At 44.6% G+C, this 19758-nt stretch carries 16 protein-coding genes; 7 read left to right on the top strand and 9 right to left on the bottom strand.

Annotated elements, in window-relative coordinates; translation table 11 throughout:
* Nucleotides 1–114 precede the first annotated feature (114 nt).
* The 6 genes from ACFPFU_RS16485 to ACFPFU_RS16460 all read right to left on the bottom strand — a co-directional run bounded on the left by ACFPFU_RS16485 (nucleotide 115) and on the right by ACFPFU_RS16460 (nucleotide 10216).
* Entirely contained in the window at nucleotides 115–1191 is a 1077-nt protein-coding gene (locus tag ACFPFU_RS16485; RefSeq protein WP_377066022.1) for a hypothetical protein, read from the bottom strand.
* Between the two features lie 896 nt (nucleotides 1192–2087).
* The gene (locus tag ACFPFU_RS16480; RefSeq protein WP_377066020.1) at nucleotides 2088–3662 is read right to left on the bottom strand and encodes an ABC transporter permease; all 1575 of its coding nucleotides are present in this window, start codon (nucleotides 3660–3662) and stop codon (nucleotides 2088–2090) included.
* Nucleotides 3663–3791: 129 nt separating this feature from the next.
* Nucleotides 3792–3989 (bottom strand): hypothetical protein, encoded by a 198-nt coding sequence (locus ACFPFU_RS16475; protein ID WP_377066018.1) that lies wholly within the window; start codon nucleotides 3987–3989, stop codon nucleotides 3792–3794.
* Nucleotides 3990–4036: 47 nt separating this feature from the next.
* The gene (locus ACFPFU_RS16470; RefSeq protein ID WP_377066016.1) at nucleotides 4037–4981 is read right to left on the bottom strand and encodes a DUF4097 family beta strand repeat-containing protein; all 945 of its coding nucleotides are present in this window, start codon (nucleotides 4979–4981) and stop codon (nucleotides 4037–4039) included.
* A 341-nt stretch (nucleotides 4982–5322) separates the two neighbouring features.
* Nucleotides 5323–7710, bottom strand: a complete 2388-nt coding sequence (locus ACFPFU_RS16465) for an ABC transporter permease (RefSeq protein ID WP_377066014.1) — start codon at nucleotides 7708–7710, stop codon at nucleotides 5323–5325.
* Between the two features lie 151 nt (nucleotides 7711–7861).
* Nucleotides 7862–10216 carry an ABC transporter permease gene (locus ACFPFU_RS16460; protein WP_377066012.1) on the bottom strand — a complete coding sequence of 785 codons (2355 nt, stop codon included), beginning with the start codon at nucleotides 10214–10216 and terminating at the stop codon, nucleotides 7862–7864.
* Between the two features lie 595 nt (nucleotides 10217–10811).
* Between ACFPFU_RS16460 and ACFPFU_RS16455 the strand changes: the two genes are divergently transcribed.
* Together ACFPFU_RS16455 and ACFPFU_RS16450 are read left to right on the top strand one after the other, a co-directional pair.
* On the top strand, nucleotides 10812–11063 hold the full coding sequence (locus tag ACFPFU_RS16455; protein WP_377066010.1) for a hypothetical protein: 252 nt from the start codon (nucleotides 10812–10814) through the stop codon (nucleotides 11061–11063).
* Nucleotides 11064–11632: 569 nt separating this feature from the next.
* Nucleotides 11633–12373 carry a cupin domain-containing protein gene (locus ACFPFU_RS16450; protein ID WP_377066008.1) on the top strand — a complete coding sequence of 247 codons (741 nt, stop codon included), beginning with the start codon at nucleotides 11633–11635 and terminating at the stop codon, nucleotides 12371–12373.
* Nucleotides 12374–12867: 494 nt separating this feature from the next.
* Here the strand turns inward: ACFPFU_RS16450 and ACFPFU_RS16445 are convergent, their stop codons facing one another.
* On the bottom strand, nucleotides 12868–13386 hold the full coding sequence (locus ACFPFU_RS16445) for a pepsin/retropepsin-like aspartic protease family protein (protein WP_377066006.1): 519 nt from the start codon (nucleotides 13384–13386) through the stop codon (nucleotides 12868–12870).
* 139 nt (nucleotides 13387–13525) lie between these two features.
* On the opposite strand from ACFPFU_RS16445, the gene ACFPFU_RS16440 reads away from it, so the two are divergent.
* Nucleotides 13526–13666, top strand: a complete 141-nt coding sequence (locus ACFPFU_RS16440) for a hypothetical protein (RefSeq protein ID WP_377066004.1) — start codon at nucleotides 13526–13528, stop codon at nucleotides 13664–13666.
* Nucleotides 13667–13671: 5 nt separating this feature from the next.
* On the opposite strand, the gene ACFPFU_RS16435 is transcribed toward ACFPFU_RS16440, so the two are convergent.
* Both ACFPFU_RS16435 and ACFPFU_RS16430 read right to left on the bottom strand, forming a co-directional pair.
* A complete protein-coding gene (locus ACFPFU_RS16435) occupies nucleotides 13672–14304 on the bottom strand; it encodes a response regulator (protein WP_377066002.1) in 633 nt (210 codons plus the stop codon).
* Between the two features lie 105 nt (nucleotides 14305–14409).
* Nucleotides 14410–14949: an outer membrane beta-barrel protein gene (locus ACFPFU_RS16430; RefSeq protein WP_465263036.1), complete on the bottom strand. Its 540-nt coding sequence runs from the start codon at nucleotides 14947–14949 to the stop codon at nucleotides 14410–14412.
* A 250-nt stretch (nucleotides 14950–15199) separates the two neighbouring features.
* On the opposite strand from ACFPFU_RS16430, the gene ACFPFU_RS16425 reads away from it, so the two are divergent.
* The 4 genes from ACFPFU_RS16425 (at nucleotide 15200) to ACFPFU_RS16410 (ending at nucleotide 19755) form a co-directional block, all read left to right on the top strand.
* Nucleotides 15200–16963, top strand: a complete 1764-nt coding sequence (locus ACFPFU_RS16425) for a c-type cytochrome (protein ID WP_377065998.1) — start codon at nucleotides 15200–15202, stop codon at nucleotides 16961–16963.
* Nucleotides 16964–16992: 29 nt separating this feature from the next.
* Nucleotides 16993–18501 (top strand): sulfatase, encoded by a 1509-nt coding sequence (locus ACFPFU_RS16420; RefSeq protein ID WP_377065996.1) that lies wholly within the window; start codon nucleotides 16993–16995, stop codon nucleotides 18499–18501.
* A 490-nt stretch (nucleotides 18502–18991) separates the two neighbouring features.
* Nucleotides 18992–19282, top strand: coding sequence for a hypothetical protein (locus ACFPFU_RS16415; protein WP_377065994.1), 291 nt, complete (start codon nucleotides 18992–18994; stop codon nucleotides 19280–19282).
* A gap of 104 nt (nucleotides 19283–19386) precedes the next feature.
* The gene (locus ACFPFU_RS16410; RefSeq protein WP_377065992.1) at nucleotides 19387–19755 is read left to right on the top strand and encodes a methylglyoxal synthase; all 369 of its coding nucleotides are present in this window, start codon (nucleotides 19387–19389) and stop codon (nucleotides 19753–19755) included.
* The last annotated feature ends 3 nt before the right edge of the window (nucleotides 19756–19758 follow it).

The raw sequence follows: 19758 nt of genomic DNA, 5'->3' as shown, positions 1-19758 counted from the left end.
AAAACAGAAAAACTTTTTTTGGACATCAGGAATAACAACCTATATTTACAAAGTGGTGCATTCCTGTTGCCATTTTTGGTGCATTCCTAATTACCGTTTTTGGTGCATATTCAGTTACCGACTACACATTGTCTGAGGAAGTAACACATATTTTGGTGGTTCAGACTGAGAATACTCAAGTAGGTAGTTGATTGTTCTGTATTCTTCCCTGTAAACTAATAATCCACCGAGAGCATAATGAAACTCAAGAAACCTATTTCGTTCTTGATTTCGTTTATTTATTTGATCTTGATTATTAATTATTACATTTTCTTCATGGGATGAATAATCAGCAAGTACGGCTTTTAGTCTATAATCAAAATATTGACTTGAATTCGCCCAAAACATTTTAATCAAACGGGGATTATCGCAAATAGTATAGATATTTTTCCAAAGCCAACTATAAGTTTCTTCTGAAATTGAAATTTCTTCAAAATCTTCCCCTAATAGCCAAACTCCGCTAACGGCTCTATGTTCAATTGCTCTAAGCTTTGTTTCATTTTCTACTGCTATTTCGTTTAACTTATTTACAAGAAAATAAAAATCAATCGGGTAAACCAAAGGATTAGATTTATCATGGTTCTTTCTGATGTTTGCAAATACTGAATAATAAAATTCAAGCAAAGTTTTTTGAAGATGTTCGTCTTGTTTTTCTATAGCATAAAAAGCAAGTTCGTTTATTGCTTTTAGATTATAGCTCCGCAATTCACTGTCTGCCTTTGATTTAATATAATTACTTATTAAGTAGGTTAAAAGAGTTTTTGATTTGCCATTATATAAAGCCACTTTTCCTAACCACATAAAAAAAAATACGATTAAAATAATTGTCAAAAAGAGGACGGTTAGTTTTGCGGAGTTATTAATAAACCAATTATTCCAACCAAAAAGTGGCTCAAACTTGAATATTAGAAAGATAAAGGAGAACAATGTCGCAAAGATTGTTAATTTAAAAACAGGGCTTCCATATACTTTATTTTTGATTTTTATTTTTAAAGCCTTTTGTGGAAATTCATTGTTGAAAAGAACTGGTATATACTCTGATGAGTATTTGTCACCGATACCTGAAATTTTGTCAATAATTATTGGATATGCAATACTCAATATTGCAATATCAATCGCTACACATATTTCAATTATAAATTCTGGTGTCATTTTCTATATATGTCTTTTAAGCTTGCCTGTAACTTAGTTATTGTTACAACCTTATCATTGCAAATCCCAACTATGTGGTTGGCTTATTATAGCTACGTGGTTTTTGTACTGTGATCAACCGGCTTGTCTGGGATCATCAAAAGGAAACCTGATTTCATTGGATTTTTGCTTTCCTCTCCATCCGTTAACAGCCAAAAGATTGGCCGTTGCACCCGGAAAACACCACCCACGACTCCTTCACCCCAAACCCCCATAACCATACAGCCTATTACGACAAACCGGATATTAAATAATACTCCTGGAACCCGGAACAGCAAATGCATGGCCTGTTTTCCCACTTATGAAAACCCCTCAGACAAATAAGTACAGTATCGCCTCCTTACCCATGAATGAACATAACCCCTTTCCCCATAAAACAGGCTACAACCGACCTCTTAAAATCCCCCAAACCCCTCCTGCACCTATTAAAACTAAAAAATATTTTTCAATTTAAAAATCCCTTAATCGTGCTATATGTCCTTACTGATCCATCAAATACCCCTATATTATATTCTAATAATCACACAAAAAGAATAAACCTACCGCTACCGTTCATCTAAAAATTCCCTGTCCCCTATTTTTTTGCTATTGATTAAGGATGAAATTTTTTACACCTATAAGTGCCGATGGGACCATTTGATGCCCACGTAGAGCACGAGACTACTTTCTTGGTTTGGCTGGGATAGCCTCCTACTGATGACGAATGCCGTCCAGCTATTCGATAACAAAGAAGATTTTAACCAATTCTACTCGGTTCATGCGGGCGGGCCGGCACAAATGCGAGGGGGCGCTGGCCTTGCGGGGAGAAGCTTATTTTTGCCTTGTTCCGATAGCTATCGGAATGGGTACCTTTTGGATCAAGCCAAAAGCACAGAAGAGGAGAAGGGTAATAAACCACAAATACCTTCCCTTGTGCCACAGACATTCCTGATCCATGCCTTGAAGATCCTGAACAGTAAAAAGACTGCTTTCCCGGCTGGAACAAACGCCAATTCCGCCTTGCGGATTTCCGGCGTTAGGAAATTTAAGAAGCGGGCAGGTTGCGTTACTTTTTTGACCTGCAGCAAAAAAGTAACAAATACAATAAGCGGGAACTGAAACACCACCAGCCCGCTTCTCAAGCTCATGCTGTTCTTTCCGGTCCTGCCATTGACTGTGGATACGACTCCTTTTAGTACCGCAACAGGTTGGAAGGAAGAAAGGAAAAATGCCGGATAGCTCCCTGCCAATAGTCCCACCAATAGCCCGAACAACAGCAGGCCAGGCAATATCCATGGATTGGATAGATACTGGAGTGTAAGGGTTTTGCCGGATAACGCACTAAAGAGGGGCAAGGCTGCTTGTACCAAAATAAGTGCGATAAGCAAAGCGAGAAGGCTCAAAAGAACGGATTCGACCAGAAACTGCCATACCAACTGTCTTTGTCCGGAACCAAGTACTTTCCGTACTCCTACCTCATTGGCCCGCTGGCTGGCGCTGGCGGAAGAAAGATTCATGAAATTGATACAGGCAATAATGAGCATAAAAACAGCTATCGCACTGAAAATATATACATAGCGGATATCTCCGCTTGGCCCCAATTCCCCCGTAAGATCCGAATGCAGATAAATAGAAGTCAGGGGCTGCAGGAACAGGCCAATATCATTTCCCGCTTCCCTGAATTGCTCCAAACTGATCCCCATGGCCTGTTGCAGTTGCGGGCCCATGTACTTTTCTGTGACCTGAGGGAGTTTGGCCTGCAGTTCTCTATAATCATAGCCGGGAGGCAGCACCAGATAAGTGTGGAATTCAGAGACCATCCAGGAGGAATTTTCTGCTTCCGGAAAGGTGGCCATTGAGGCAAACATATCAAACTGGAAATGGGAATTAGCGGGAATGTCTTCCATCACTCCGCTGATGATAAAGCGGTCTCCACCATCATTCATTTGCAACTCCTTGCCCATAGGGTCTTCCTCACCAAAGTAATTCCGGGCAATGGATTGCGAAATGACAAGGGTATATGGCTGGGTTAAAGCTGTTGCCGGATCTCCTTTTATCAGTGGCAATGTAAATACCTGGAAAAAATTGGCATCAACAAAGGCGGAGCTGTTTTTCCGGAAAATCTTATCGCCGTAAGTAATTTTGGGATACCCCATATGTCGCAGGCGGGTAGCCTCCAATACTTCGGGATAATCCGCGAGCAGGGCCTGTGCTACCGGCGGCATCACATGGGCTTCGTTCATCTTCTGGTCCTGAACCGATCCCCGGAAAACAACACGTACAATACGGTCCGCCTTTTCATGAAAGCTGTCATAGCCCGTCTGGTTTTTTACAAAAAGCAGGATGATAATACAGGTGGCAATGCCTATGGCAAGCCCCAAGATGTTGATGGCAGTGAATGACTTGCTTCGCAATAAATTACGGCAGGCGATTTTAAAGTAGTTTTTCCACATGTTCTTGGTATTTAGATTTTACCCATCCACTATCCCTCATTTGAAATTTAATATTCAATGCTCAATGCATAATAACCAACCCTCAATGACGGAGTTACTGATCACCTGATCACCAAATCACCGATCACCCTACTCATCCCTCAAACTATGGATAGGATTGGCTGTTGCCGTGACGGTATGGAAGCTGACGATCGTGAGCGCAATGGCCACAATTAGACCGCCTGTAAGGAAAAAGACAAATGCATTCACCTCTATCCTGTATTCAAAGTTCTCCAGCCACCTTTCCATTAGGTACCAGGCTATGGGCGAAGCCACCAACAATGACATGGATTGGATGGTTCAAGTAAAAAAGCACGGGTTTTCGACACCCGGATTTACTTATAGTCCAGGTTGATACTTCCGCCTGAACTGGCCATGGTGACCAAGACGCCGCCGCCATTCATCTTTCCCAGGATTTTGTCTTTTTTTACCTCGCCGTCAAAGTTGGTCAGGTGGGTGTTTACCCGGCCGCCCCGGAGATCAAGGTCCATGCCAAGGCCTTTGGGAACAACGGCTGAGATGCTTCCTCCGCTGCTCTTAAGCGTAAGCTCCGTGTCGAGGGTAGAGATATTCGCTTTGATTCCGCCGCCGCTGGTATTGGCAGCGATCCTGCCGGATACCTCATCCAGGTGTACACTTCCCCCGGAGGAATTGACAGTCAATGCACCCGTCAAATTGTACAATTTAACAGAGCCTCCACTGGATTGTACCTCCATGGTTCCGTTGTACCGGTCGACATGAAAACTCCCTCCCGAGCTTCTTGCGTATACCTTGCCCCTGCAATCCTGGATTTTGATGCTTCCCCCACTGGTATTGAAATCTTGCTCACCTTCGACTCCCTGGATCGCAACAGCTCCTCCGCTGGTACTAAATTTGCCGGAAATTGTGTTGGGCACTTGTATGTCAAAAGAAAGACTGAGACGGTTGTTCCCATTTCCCCAATTGGTGTTTTTCCGCCGTTCCACAATCACTGAAACTTTATTGGAACTTTTGCTGATGTCGATTTTATAATCTTCCAGGCGTTTTTGTACCTCAGCATCCTGGGGGTCCACCGGTTTTCCGTTCCGCTTGACATACATTTCCACCAGTACTTGATTACCTTCATGGCCCGTTACCCGGACACTTGCCCCGGAAGTCCGTACCTCCAGGTTGCCATTGCCCGTCAGCGTAAATTCCTTGGAGAGATAAGGCCGGTCAGCGACGGAGAAACCGGCGGCAAGGGATTGGAAAACGATCAACGTGATCAATAAGGCCGTTGAAGTAAATGTTATTTTTTTCATAAATGTGGCGTTGAAGTATAAAGTTTTTTGGTATATTTTCATTTGTTATTTTTCAGGCTATTGACCCAGCTCTTATCCACGAGTTCCGTGCCAGCCCAAAAAGTCCTTTTTCGTGTCCCAGAACATATTTTTTGAGCAGATTATCGCATTTTTCGGACAGAAACGTCCGGTGGCGGGCAAAGTAAAATAGAACAGCCCCCAAAGGAGGTTGGTTGTCTATAAATTTGGGATAACCTAATAGGTTCCTGGGCAAGCCTGTGGGAGAGTTGATTCCGGTTTCTGTTTCTTCCATCTGGCCAAAAGAAGTACCATGCATCTCGATGCTATCAAAGAGATAATTTTTATTCCGACCGCAATGACCCCACCGGATTGGCAAGGGCGGCTTTGATGGATTTATATCCTACTGCAATCAGTGCTATCATAAACGTGATGGCAATGCTCATCATAAAGACATCTGCTCCTATGTCAATTTTGTAAATAAAGTTTTCCAGCCACCTGTTCATCACCCACCATGCCAAGGGAGCCGCTATCACGAAGGCCACAAGCAGAAGTGATGTAAATTCTCTGCCGAATAGCCATACCACGCTGAATGTATTGGCACCCAATACTTTCCTTACCCCGATTTCTTTGGTTTTCTGGGCAGCCATAAACGATATCAAGCCATATAGCCCCAGACAACCAATGATAATGGCTATGCCTGCAAACACCTGGACCAACCGGAGGATCATGTTGTCCAGTTCATAAAACCGGGCAATCTGTTCATCCAGGAAGTGATATTCAAAGACACGGTCAGGAAAGACTTCCTTCCAGGACTTTTCAATGGCCGTTAAAGTGGGCTGCAGGCTCGCCGGATTTATTTTTACGGCAAAATTGCGATACCAGCCATTTGAGCTGGTAATACAAATCGGATCAATGGTTTCATGAAAAGACTTATTATGAAAATCCTTCACCACACCCACAACAACTCCCTCACTGTTATTGAGACCGATCCGCATTTTTTTACCCAACACATCCTCGGGGGAGTGTACACCAAATTTTGCGATGGCGGTTTCATTGAGCAGAAATTCACGGACTGTATCGGAGGGGCTTAAGTTACGTCCGGCTATCACTTGTAAACCAAACATGGGAACATATCGGTCGTCACCAGCTTTAACGGAAATATCAAAATTTTCATTTTCAGTGCGGGAATCGAACTGCACGGTTACACTTGCCCAACCCTGGGATGCCGGTGCATCACTGCAAAAGGCCACTTTTTCTACACCTGCCAACCCGGAAACCTCTGAATTGAGGGTGCTTATCTTTGATTTATCTCTTTCAGGTACCGGAAACATCACAATGGCATCTTTCTGAAAACCCAAATCCGCCTGACTGGAGTAACGCAATTGGTTTGCGATTACAATGGCACCTATAATAAGCAACTGCGAAATGGCAAATTGGGCGACAACCAATCCTTTCCTCAATGAAAAACCGCCCACGTTTTTTTGGGTTATTTTTCCTCTCAAGGCCACTACAGGCTTAAATCCCGCGAGTATAAGACTGGGATATGCACCGGATAGCAAGACCACGACCAGTAGCAGTACAGGAAGAAAAGCAAGGAGGTAAACATCCTGGAAGAGGTTGATTTGAAGCTGCGTATGGAAAAGTTGGTTCACGGATGGCAAAGCCAGTTGGGCCAAAGTAAAAGCCAATATCAGCGCCAATATGGTGATCAACGCTGTTTCTGCCATGAACTGCCAGAAGAGTTGCTTACGATGGCCTCCCAGTACTTTTCGGACTCCGATCTCTTTAGACCGGCCAAGTGCCTGGGCAGTTGCCAGATTGATAAAATTGGCACAGGCTGTAATGATCAGAAAAAAGCCAATCAGGGATAGCACCCACAGGTTCTTTTTTGCCACATAACCTCCCAGATCGGGATTGAAATGAATGTCGGAAATATGCTGAAGCTTAAACCGGAATATCTTTGCATCCCTTTCATTATAATATTTTTCTGACAATTCCGGGAAAATTTTGTCTACATGGGCGGCTTCTACATTTGGTTTTAACAGTACAAAACAATGCATGCTACCGGATAGCGCACTCCAGCTTTCATCACTGGCCAACCACTCCCACTGGTCTTTCAGGTTACTGTACGATACATAAATTTCCTGTCTACGATCCGTGTTGACCGGCAAATCCCGCAAAATACCGGTGATCCTGTAGTCCCATTTATTATCTATCCGGATAGTTTGATCAACAGGATCCTGATTGCCGAAATATTTCTTTGCGAGTTTCTCTGTAATGATTGCAGTATTGGGCTCAGCCAAGGCCGTGTTTTTATCACCCTGTAGCAGAGGAAAATCGAAAATGTCAAAAAATTCAGGCTCTACATAAGCTATCTCTTCCTGGAATATCAGGTTGTCATTTGAAGAAGGAATAGCTATCAGCCGATCATCAAAACTGCACACTCTGCCAACTTTTTCGGCAAAGGTATGATCATCCCGAATAGCTTTTCCCAGCGGTTGGGGAACGCTATGGTCATAAGTTATTTCTTCCTGGTGTAATTCGGTCGTGACACGGTAAATTCTGTCCGCCTTTGAATGAAAAGTATCAAAGCTCAGGTGGTATTTGACCAAGGTAAAGATTAGGATGGCGCAGGTAATTCCCAGAGCCAGACCCAGGACATTGATCAGGGCATAGGCTTTGTGGCGTCTTAGATTTCTTAGGGCGATTTTGAAATAGTTTTTTATCATGACAAGACCCTTTTAATTTTATTACTTATTAACACCTGTTTCCATTTTATCTGTTTACTACCGATTACAGAATCACCTATCACTAAATCACTAAATCACTAAATCACTAAATCACTAAATCACCAGATCACCGATCACCTGATCACCCCTCTCACTCAGATCGCAACGATTCAACAGGATTCATCAGCGCCGCTTTGATTGCCTGGAAGCTAACGGTCAGCAACGTGAGGACTATCGCCCCCAAGGCGGCCGCTGCAAATACCTCCCATGTCAGGGTGATGCGATACATATATTGCATTAACCAGTTATTCATAAATATGAAAGACAACGGAATAGAGATGAGGCAAGCGATAATCGTCAACATCACAAAATCCCTTGACAGCATTTTCCAAAGACCGGCTATGGATGCACCCAACACTTTTCGGATACCGATTTCCTTGGTCCGCTGTTCCGCTACAAAAGAGGCCAGACCGAAAAGACCCAGACACGAAATAAAGACAGCGAGAATGGCAAATAGACCGGCCAAATTTCCAATACGTTCCTCATTAGCATATTTTCGGGCATAGTCTGAGTCAACAAAACTAAAATCAAAAGGTGATTCGGGATTGAATTTCTTGAACACCGTGTCAATTCCTGCAAGCGCATCGCGTATAGGTATCGTTGCGTTCAATCGCATAACGATCAGGCCAGTCCAGTCATCGATTGTGAAAAAAGTGGGCTCACCCGGCTCGTAGGGTGATTGTGTGAGCATATCTGCCGTTACACCGATAATGGTGTACTCTTTTCCGCGAAATTTAACAACCTCACCAAGCGGGTCTTCAAAACCCATCACTGCTGCAGCATTCTCATTGATTATAATGGCAGTGGAATCACCGGGAAGGTCACCGGAGAAATCGCGCCCCCTTTTTAGATCCCAGCCAATGGTTTTTCCGAAATCAGGTGTTACACCTACATTACGAAAGAAGACTACTAATCCGGGATCCTTTCCGCTCCAGTCAATGCTGTTGTTGTTTCCAAAATGTGCAGGTGACTGTGATGCCAACGCCATGTTTTCAATCAGCCCCTTTTGAATAAGATCATTTTTAATTACGTCAACGTGTTTCCGCAATTCAGGTGTGTTGATTCCGACGGTGATGAGTCCTTCACGTGTAAACCCTGTCATCCTGTTTTTTGCATGTTGTACCTGCTGAAAAACAATAAGCGTACAAATGATCAAAGTAACCGACACAGTAAACTGAATGACGACAAGTACTTTGCGGGGAAGGGTTGCCAAGCGTCCCGCGCTGAAAGTACCTTTCAATATTTTTACCGGTTTGAATGCAGACAGGTAAAATGCAGGATAACTTCCTGATATAAGTCCTGTAAATAAGGTAAACGCCAACAGCAATAGCCAAAAGGTTGGGTTATTCCAGGAAATTATAATTTGTTTTTCAGCAAAGACATTGAAAAAAGGCAGCGATAACCGAACAAGCACGAGAGAAATGACCACCGACAGACCTGTTACCACTACTGCCTCGCTGAGAAATTGACCAATGAGCTGGCTCCGTGCCGAACCGACGGCTTTACGAATACCAACCTCTTTCGATCTTTTTTCACTGCGGGCGGTGGATAAATTCATGAAGTTGATACAAGCCAACAGTAAAACGGCTATGCCGATGGTTCCAAAGAGCCAGAGAAATTGAATCCTTCCGCCAACAGCCATACCATTTTCAAATTCATTATATAAGTAAAGCTTGCTCATGGGATGAAGTATGATTTCTTCTTTCCATTTATCAATATGGGGAGTTGGAATGCTTTTGATTTTTTCACTAACCACCTGGAAATCACTTCCTTCATTCATCTGCACAAATAACTGTCCTGAATGATTCGTCCAATCAGTTTGCTTATTAAGCCAGTTTTCCTCATTCTCCCACGGAAGCAACATTTTTGCTTCCCGGAAAGTGGAATTGTAAGGGAAATCCTCGTATACGCCGCCAATCACCATATCCACCTTGTTGTCTATACGCAGTGATTTGTTGAGAGGATCCTCGTCTCCAAACAGCGCTTTCGACAACGATGAAGAAACAAGAATTGTAGATGGATCCCTCAACGCATTATAATTTCCGCTAAGCATTTTTAGGGTGAACATCGCAGGGAAATCAGACTGAACCCATATTCCTATTCCTGACAGATTCTTCTCCCTGACCGACAAGATGTAATTGTTGTTCCTTGAAACAAGACTTATGGCTTTAAAATCAGAAGCATAGCCTGTGAGTAAGGCCTCGGCTAACGGCATTTGGATTGTGCTTCCGGTATAGACCTCGCCCTCATATGTTTGATTAAGCATCACCTGAGCCAGGCGATCGCGATTATCAAAAGATGAATTGAAAGAAAGCTCATCCCAGATCCATAAACCGATAAGCATTGCAACGGCCATTCCTATAGCAAGTCCGGCAATGTTAATGAAGGAATACCCTTTGTTCCTTTTCAGATTTCTCCAAGCGATTTTTAAATAGTTTCTCCACATATTATGTATGTTTCTGAGCCAAAATGGTTTTCACCATGTCTCATCATTTTTCAAATGTCCCATCCAATTCTTTCCCCCAAAATAACCCCGTCACCAGATCACCGATCACCAAATCACCCGATCACCTGATCACTAAATCACCGATCACCCCATCACCTGATCACTAAATCACCGATCACCCCATCACCTGATCACTAAATCACCGATCACCCGATCACCTGATCACTAAATCACCCGATCACCTGATCACTATATCACCGATCACCCCATCACCTGATCACCAAATCACCCTATCACCAGATCACCAAAAGGTGCTTTTAAACTTTTTAAAGTTTCGGTACATCAGGAGGAGATTGTGTCGGAACATGGATTTGGGAATTGATTCGTTTTGTATTTGCGACTTCCGTGCCAACGGAAAAATGGTCTTCCAGCCGTTGGTGCCTTTTTATTGGACAGTTTGTGGAAATTTCCGAACAAAAACGTCCGTGTACGGGCGAAGTTTAAAAAAATAGGCTTACTTTCTCTGTTGTTCGTGGGGGCTCGAGGGGATTCAACAGGATTCGTCAGCGTCGTCTTCTCCGACTGGGGACTTACCGTGAGTAGGGCAATCAGGATCGTCAACACCCGGCTCCGGCAAAATGCCGCCATCTTTGGAGAAAGTCCTTCCTGCTATCGGTTTAATTTCCAACACTTCAATCATTCCCCCATACGTTTCTGCTTTATCCGGCAGAACATGGTATTGGGTAATCATCCCTTTGACATGGATCGGACGGGGAACAGACGGGGAGGAGTAGTGGCTGGAGATCAGCTTTGGTATGGATATGATATGACGTATGCTTGCTTGTAACTTGCTTTAGTCTTGCGTTAAACTTGGCTTTAACTTGCTTTTAATATTATCGTTTGAGGTCAACTGATGAAACAACGAACAGCCAGCTGTGCCTAGTCAGGAGCAGGGGTTGGCGGTGAGGGGAGTGGTTGTGCTTTTCTTCATCAGATATGGTCAGTTGGAATGAACATCCTGTTATATTGACGGGTATCAGCTCTTGCCAATGACGTGGAAGGGTTTTTGTTGCCGGAAGGGTAAAGGAAGGGGCATTGCAAATGCCTCCATGCGGTTTTCAACCAGGATAACAGGGAAGTAGATGCCTACACCCAGGAAGAGAAGAAGCCACGCGGATTATTGCAACCTATCCTTATACCTGAAGCACCTCCCAAACAGTTTAATAAAAATATAAATTTTACCTTCATTTTTTTAATAAAACAATGATAAGGTTTGTCAATTAAGATGATTAGGTATAGATTTATCTATAAATTGGCATTTGTTTCTCCATACTGTTACCTTCTTGGTACCTGGCGGAAAGGAGCATCGCAAAAATGCTTTCGATTTACGATTATTCTCAATAAAACGATTATGCCATGGATCCCATGAACAGCGTTTCAGAAGTACTTAACGGACTCCGGAAGGAAGGTTATACCATAGATTTTAACCTTGCCAATAACTGCCTGACATGCGCCGGCAGTTCGCTCCGGATCTATCCGGACGATTTTGTGGTGGACAGGCATTATCGGTTTGAAGGCTTGTCGGATCCGGCGGATGAAGCCATCGTATATGCCATCTCATCAGCGAGGCATCAGGTAAAGGGCACCCTTGTGGATGGCTATGGGATCTATAGCGATGGAATAACCCACGAATTGGTAAAAGCATTGAAGAGTAAAATATCTTCGAACCCTGAAGAAGAAAAGCGCAGTGTCATAGTAGAGAAGTTTAATGAGGCCACCCCGCAGCGGCCGGAAGGGGACCGTCCACTCGACGCGCCACTGGTGCAGATGGACCTTTTATCTTTTACAGAGCAGATCAAAAAAGAGCAGACTTGGAAAAACAGCGACCGGAACGCCATTACTATTTTTAAGACAGCCGGTATGCGGCTTGTGTTGATTGCCCTTCACCAAGGGGCGGAGATGAAAACTCACACCGCGCCCGGGATCATCAGCGTGCAGGTGCTGGAGGGGCACATCAGGTTCACGACCGAGCGACATACCGCTGAAATGGGAAAAGGACAGATGTTGGCACTGCACGCGGGTATTCCCCACAGTATAGTGGCTACGGAAGAGGCTGTTTTTTTGCTTAGCCTTGCCATTACCCCACAGATCATGTGAATTCCTGCCACAATAAGGTGCACAGCGACGGGTTTTTTGTTTTTATGACCTGTATGCCTCGCTTTAGCGGTCCCGTTTCCGTTGCGTTCAAGTAGATTGCCTTCCCTGCAGCTTGGTTCAACCTAAAAATATCCACCCGGCATTTTCTTAACAGTTTATCCTGTTATGACGGCATTTCGCAAAAGCTTTGGTTTAGGAGACACTTCCCGTGGTGACGGTCTTTTTCAAGTCATCGAATAGGTGGACGGTTTTGGACTGTTATTTCCCGAAATGACCCCGACGTCAGGTCAAGCGAAATCAAGACCCAGCCAATACCTCAGAATAGGTGTGACACGATGCCAGATAAACCACTTACTCCTCAAAGAATCCACTGGATTCATCAGCACCGATTTTACGGATACCATTAGAGCCTGATTTTTGATTTGACGATACAGTTTCCGAGCAAAAATGTCCGTGGGCGAGTTGGCAAAGGACTGCAAACGGGGATCAGCAATTCATCTGAACCAGCTTTTTGAATACTTTGGAAATTTCAGCATCACCTGTTCCATTTCATAGTCAATGACAAAGAAATAGTCCTTCATGGTCTCTGAGCCGATAATTCCGGCGATATGAATCCCGGTCCTTTTCCTGACAGCGTTCACGATACCATGGATATCCAAAGCATGGAAGTCACAGGAAATGTTTGTCCCTTCCAGTTCCATCCGGATGCCATGGACCTTGAAAAGGTCTCTTTGCAACCCGTTGACTGTGGAGAGCCGGTAGTTTCTGGCCCATTCATAATTGTTTTTTTGTGTCCTGAAATTGTATCTTTTTTGCCCTCCGCTGTGCAGCACGTTGATGTCCGATCCGGTATCCAATAAGAAGTAGGCACTTTTTCCGTTCAGTGTTCCCCTCACAATCGGTTTAGGGTGCAGGTTCCAAATCTTCAAAGTCACCGGTTTCTCCTGTGCAGCACAGGGAACGGGCAGCCACCACATCTGGGTGAAGATGAGTAACAGTGAAATTTTTATCATGCGGTTTTTCATAGCAAGGGCTGTTGTGGGCCTGGTTGATTTTTGTAATCCATCACGATGCAGGAAACCATATCAGTGCCACGATAAAAATGGGTTTAAAGGTGGGAAAAAACCTATTTTGCTAATTTGGGCCATCTTCATGAGGACACTATTGTTCGGTGACGGCCAAAACAAAGAGAACCGGGCCGGTGCTAATAAAAAAAACAGGGATTGGGTTTATGGCGATTTGGGTGTCGACAGCGGGCCTTTCATTTCATCCAAACCGGACTTTGAGATTTGAGCTTGTCAAACAATACGGTCCCTAAAAGCCTTTGCCACCGCTTCGCTTTTACTGTTGACATGCAGTTTTTCATAGATTTTCTTGATATGACTGCGGACGGTGTCTATGGCGATGAACATTTCAGCGGCAATCATTTTATAGGAATATCCCTTGACCAAAAGTTGCAGCACTTCTTTTTCCCGTTCAGAAAGGTTATAATCATTGTCTGCGGGGAGATTGATCTGGGAAAACATTTTCAGAACCTGAGCTGCTACTGAGGCGGTCATAGGCGCCCCGCCGGTGGAGGCCTCCTGGATGTACTCCAATAATTTTGCAGGGGGAGTCTTCTTCAGAATATAGCCGTTGGCCCCGTTTTTAAGGGCTTCAAAAATGTTCTTATTGTCATCAAAAACAGTCAGCATCATGACGCTGACGTCATTGTTGAGTTGTCTCACAATTTTAAGTCCTTCTATACCGTTGACCCCCGGCATATCGATGTCCATCAGAATCACATGAGGTTTGTAGGTGCTCACTTCATAGGCGATATTGCCGCAATTTTTAAAGGCTCCCATCACCTGGAACCCTTCTGTGCCGTCTATCAGCATGGTAAGACCCTCCCTGAGTTGGGGGTTGTCCTCATATATCAGAACTTTTATCATCGTCAATTATTTTAATTATACCAAAGCTACAAGACAGTCTACACATAAACCATCACATAAACGGGTGAATTGAAAGGTGGAAAATAGGGAAATGTAGCTTTTAATTCAATAGCCCAAAGGTATTTTATACGCCGCCCTGACACCCAGTAGGCCCAAATGGTGGGGAGAGGACCCTGCATGTTGGTAACGTAAGCTCACTTCCACCATGTCGAAGACGTAGCCGGCTTCTGCCGCAAAGGCAAATCCGGTGGATGTCTCCGTATACCGGTCTTGGTCAAACCGGTACCTCATCGCAAATAAGGCCCCGCCCACCTGTGGCTCCAGGAAAAACCGGTCAAAGTTCATCCGATAGCCCAAAAAGACAGGGATATGATGAAATGCCAGGTTTTCTCCACCCGGTAAAACAATACTTCGGTCCAAGGGAAAGTACAGGTAATTGGCGGTAAGGCTGACTTGACCACTGAGCCCCACACCATATAAACCTTTAACAGACGCTCCAAATCCTGCAGGAAACTGGGCCTGGTAATAGTCGTTCAACGTGATGCCGGCATCAAAACCGACATTGATGTAATCTTCCCCATGTTGCCCATAACTTTTAAAGTTGACTATCAAAAAGAACAAAAGGATTGTAGAGAATCTATGCATCACAATAGCTAAGGTTGTTTGACCGATAGGATAACAAAAATAATTCCAATTATATCTTCGAAATGTACTTATATTCCTTTATGATCATAGCCGCTCTACAACCGCTGAAGTAAATCCATGTGGTAATTTTTATAATATTGGTAGATTGTTTTAATTTTATGGGTATTCTGGCTATTTTGTGTTTTGTGGTTGGTTTACATAAAATAATTGCTTAATTAAGATAGTTACTTTGGTGCATTAAAAGATCTTTATGAAGATTGCCTCAATTCCTGTTTCTATTTGTCTGTCCATGTTATGGACGATATGGCTTTTCTCCTGTGAAGGGAGGAAGGAAAATGCAGAAGATTTGAAAGATAAAGATAACGGGTGGGGGATACCTTCTGAAGCAGCCCTGCTCCAGCAGCCTGAATTTGATTCCGCAGGTTTGGCTCAGGGAAAAGCTTTATACGATATATACTGCTGGGCGTGTCATGGAGAAACGGGAATGGGTGACGGCGCCGCGGGAGGCGCTATGGGCAGCCAACCGGCCAACTTCCATTCGGAGGCTGTACAGGCGCAGTCCAGCGGGGTACTCTTTTGGAAGATAGGAGAGGGAAGGGGGACGATGCCGGCATTTGCGGATGTTTTGACCGATGAGCAGCGCTGGTATTTAGTGGCATATATCCGCCACCTGGGTAGCGGTAAGGCAGAGGTGGAAAGTGCTCCGGGACCGCAGGCACTGAGGGAGGGAATCAAGGTTGAACACTGGATGAAAGTAGCCCCAAGGGCGATCAGGATTTTGTATGAACGCGAAAGGCACAGGTTATGGTATGTTACCTTTGAGGGGGAGGTTTTCCGGTTTCCTCTGGACAGGCCCTATGAGGTGGAAAAGGTTTTGAGCGTGGAAGATCATGGGATTTCAAGGCTACAGGGTGCCGCATTACATGGGAACACGCTTTACCTGACCGGAAATATCCGGGTCAATGATAACAAGGGCACCACAGGTTGGATGATGCGGATACGCTGGGATAAGGACCAGCCGGTGGTATCAAAGGTGTTCTCTACGGTGGAATATGGCACGACCAACACGCCTTTTGACCATGGGTGGAGTGCTACGGCCATCAGTCCGGATGAAAAATATATTTACGTGGTCAGCGGCAGCCGGACAGACCATGGAGAAGTTCAGGATAACCTCGGTGCCTATCCCGGGTCCAGGGACGAGCCTCTCACGGCCAGGATTTTCAGGATACCCATAGATGCCGAAGACCTCTTGCTGCCCAACGATATTGAAGAATTAAAAGCCATGGGATATGTTTATGCAGAGGGGTTGAGAAATGCATTCGACATTGAATTTGATGGCCAGGGCAATCTGTTTGCGGTAGTGAATTCCGGTGATTATGACCAAAATGAGGACATGTTTTGGGTACGCGAAGGACATCACTACGGTTATCCCTGGGTTATGGGTGGAATGGAGACTCCCCAACAGTTTCCTGGTTGGCATCCTGATCCTGAAAACGATCCTTTTCTAAATACCGCAGCGGTGGCCCGGCTGGATGATTTTTATAATGATCCGGGCTTTGCTAAACGGCCGCAGGGAGTGGTTTTTACCAAAGGCATGGACAATTATGGCCCCGATGCCAATAAGTTCAGAGATACCGCTACCGGAAAAGTGATGGATGCCAGTGATCTCAAGATCCCCATTACCACGTTCACCCCCCATTCCTCCCCTTTGGGTTTGGTCATCGACAGGGAGCAGAAACTTCCGGGCCCATACAAAGGCACCGCTTTTACCCTGAGGTATACCAAAGGGAGTAAATCGGGTCTGATGAAGCCGTTTACGGAACTAGGAGAGGACTTGCTGCACCTGGAGATGAGCTACAATCCGGAAAAGGATAATTATGATTTACGAACCACCAGAGTGGCAGAAGGCTTTTCACAACCTGTGGATGCCGTTTTGGTGGATAATGACCTGTTTGTACTTGAATATGGAGGCAGGCAAAGAGGGGGTAATATTTGGAAGGTAAGCATTGAATGAACTGAAATGTATTAAAAATAAATGTTGTAATGATGGATGTGGTTAAATCCTGGTTTTTTATCTTCTTTCTGGGTGTTTTTTTGACGGCCGGTACAGCGGTCAATGCCCAACATAAGCGGGATAAAAAACCAAATGTTTTATTTATCGCCATTGATGATTTAAATGACTGGATCGGCGCTTTGAATACCCACCCACAAGTAAAGACACCTCATATAGACCGGCTGGCTGCCAAAGGCATGCTGTTTACCAATGCCCATGCCCAGGCGCCGCTATGCAATCCGTCCAGGGTGAGCATCATGACCGGATTGAGGCCTTCCACCACCGGGATCTATAATCTTTCGCCCCATCACCGTGATGTAGCGTTTACCAAAAACGCCGTCACCTTGCCCCAATACTTTGAGAAGCATGGATACAGGACACTTTCCAACGGAAAAATCTTTCACAGCATCGGCAACACGCCTGAAAAGAGGGCTGATTTTCAGGAATGGGGCCCCATTGGGGGAGGCACTGCAGGACATCCCTCGAGCAAACTGGTGGGAGAAACCCACATGGGGAACCACCCACTGATCGATTGGGGTGTTTATCCGGAAAAGGGAGACAGCGTCAGAAATGATTACAAAGTCGCCACTTGGGCAGAGGAGAAATTAGAGGAATTAGGCCATCAGGAAGTGCCCTTTTTTATGGCTGTGGGGTTTTGGTTGCCGCATGTCCCCCTGTTTGCCACTCAAAAATGGTTTGACCTTTACCCGGAAAATGAGGGGATTGTTTTGCCTCCTGCCCCTGAGAATGAAAGGGAAGATGTCCCTGATTTTGCCTGGAACCTTCATTGGTATCTGCCAGAGGTAAGGCTTTCCTGGTTAAAAGAAAACAACCAGTGGGAGAATTTTGTCAGAGCATATTTGGCCACCATCAGTTTTACTGATGCCCAGGTGGGCAGGGTACTTGACGCCTTGGAGCAAAGCGGGCTTGAGAATAACACCATCGTGGTGCTTTGGTCAGATCATGGGTTTCATTTGGGAGAAAAAGGCATAACGGGAAAGAACACCCTCTGGGAGCGTTCCACTCATGTCCCCTTGATTTTTTCCGGGCCAGGCATAGAGGCTGGAAAAAAATGTAATCAGCCTGCCGAACTGATGGATATTTACCCTACTTTGATCGATTTGTCGGGTCTGGAGCCCAAGGATGACCTGGAAGGGTTATCCTTAATGCCTCAGATCCGGGATGCGGAAACCCCCAGGGCCAGACCTGCCCTTACCACCCATAACCCTGGTAATAACAGTGTAAGGTCTTTGCGGTACCGGTATATTCGATACGCCAACGGGGATGAGGAACTGTATGATCATGAACATGACCCCCATGAGCATACCAATCTGGCTGCTGACCCGGCCCATGCGTCGATAAAACGGGAACATGCCAGGTGGTTAGGAAAAAAAGACGCGCCCCACGCCCCGGGAAGCCAGCATAGGGTTTTGGAAAAAGTAGGCCATGAATGGCATTGGGAGGGGAATCCAATTGTATATGATGAATTGATTAGATAAAAATTTAAAAAATTCTGCTTTTAATCTTTTTATAGACATGATTTGAAATATTGTTTTGATAATAGTCAGCGGATTAATTGCAGGTGGGTTAATGTTTTTCCAATTCTGAAGGGGAATTTTGAAAAATATGTAAAAAATAAAAAAAGATGCTTTTGTTGTTTTAAAATTTAATTAATGTGTCGTAAATTTGGAGCATGAAATTCATCAAAAGGATGATTTGTTCAATGTAATACTTCAGTTTTTTTAAGAAGAAGACAAGGAGGTTCAGGATTGTATCCAAAAGGGCCGGAGGTTCGAATCCTTCTATTACATCTTGGTTATTTTGGGTTTATTGTTAATTGACTTAAGCTATGAAATTTTATTTCATAGCTTTTTTTATGGTTTTATTTTGTGGCAGGTTCTTATCCTTCAAAAAATGCCCTTATACTTGTGGACTAAGAGGGAATGTGTTTATTTTGAAGCTCAATAAACACTGTCAAAGCATCCTAAAATGGAAGTATCTGAATTTAAAGCAAGTACGGGCCAGGAACGGTTACCCGACGGTTTGTCGGTACATTTGCGGGCACTTTGGTATGATAAAAAAGGAGACTGGCACCGGGCCCACGATCTGATAGACTCGCTTGGCGACGAAGACTCTGCTTTTTTACATGCATACCTTCACCGGAAGGAAGGGGATCTTTCCAATGCGGATTATTGGTATCGCAGGGCAGGAAAGAAACGGCCGATGAAGGGATTGGACGAAGAGTGGGAAGAAATGGTGCGTTATTTTTTGTCCAGGTAATCAAGTGGGCATTTTCACTTTATCCTCATAAGAATAGAAAAACGGATATCAATACCCCCGTTATTTTGTAACTTTATAAATCAATCAGTCGAAAATTTAGAAAAATGAAAATAGCATTGATTGCTCATGATGGGAAAAAGGCGGATATGGTCCATTTTCTCAGTGGATCCAAAGCAGCATTGGAAGGGATAGATCTTGTGGCTACAGGTACCACGGGTAAACATATAGAAAAGGCTGGATTCACCGTTGAAAAGCTGCTTTCAGGGCCTCTAGGGGGCGATGCGCAGATAGGGGCCATGGTAGCCCAGAAGGAGCTGGACATGGTGATTTTTTTCCGGGATCCCTTGGGTAAACATCCCCATGAGCCGGACGTACAGATGCTGATGAGGATCTGTGATGTCCATAATGTGCCCCTGGCAACCAACCTGGCAGCGGCGGAATTAATGTTCAAACACCTTAAACCTAACCCTTAGATA

This window comes from Negadavirga shengliensis (assembly GCF_042652345.1).
Lineage (GTDB): Bacteria > Bacteroidota > Bacteroidia > Cytophagales > Cyclobacteriaceae > Negadavirga > Negadavirga shengliensis.
This window is presented reverse-complemented; position numbering and strand designations above follow the sequence as displayed.